The following is a 534-nucleotide window of genomic DNA, read 5'->3' as shown; positions in this document are numbered from 1 at the left end:
GGCTTGGGCGATGGGGTGTTCGGAGGCGTTCTCCAGTGCTCCGGCGAGTCGGAGGGCTTCGTGTTCGGTGGTGGTTTTGGTGGTGTGGGTGGTGTGGAGGGTCATGCGGCCGGTGGTGACGGTGCCGGTTTTGTCGAGGACGATGGTGTCGGCGCGGCGGGTGGTTTCGAGGACTTCGGGGCCTTTGATGAGGATGCCGAGTTGGGCGCCGCGGCCGGTGCCGACCATGAGGGCGGTGGGGGTGGCGAGGCCGAGGGCGCAGGGGCAGGCGATGATGAGGACGGCGACGGCCGCGGTGAAGGCGGCGGTGAGTCCTGCGTCGTTGCCGAGCCAGAAGCCGAGGGTGCCCAGGGCGAGGGCGATGACGATGGGGACGAAGACGGCGGAGATGCGGTCGGCGAGGCGTTGGGCGGCCGCTTTGCCGTTCTGGGCGTCCTCCACCAGTTTCGCCATTCGGGCGAGCTGGGTGTCGGCTCCGACGCGGGTGGCCTCGACGACGAGCCGCCCGCCCGCGTTCAGCGTCGCACCGGTGAC

The 534-nt window shown here is 70.4% G+C and carries 1 protein-coding gene; it reads right to left on the bottom strand.

All coding sequences use genetic code 11. From position 1 onward, the window contains the following. On the bottom strand, positions 1–534 hold a 534-nt coding region (locus CIB93_RS37055), incomplete at both ends, for an HAD-IC family P-type ATPase (protein ID WP_143660155.1).

The organism is Streptomyces sp. WZ.A104, assembly GCF_002382885.1.
Lineage (GTDB): Bacteria > Actinomycetota > Actinomycetes > Streptomycetales > Streptomycetaceae > Streptomyces.
This window is presented reverse-complemented; position numbering and strand designations above follow the sequence as displayed.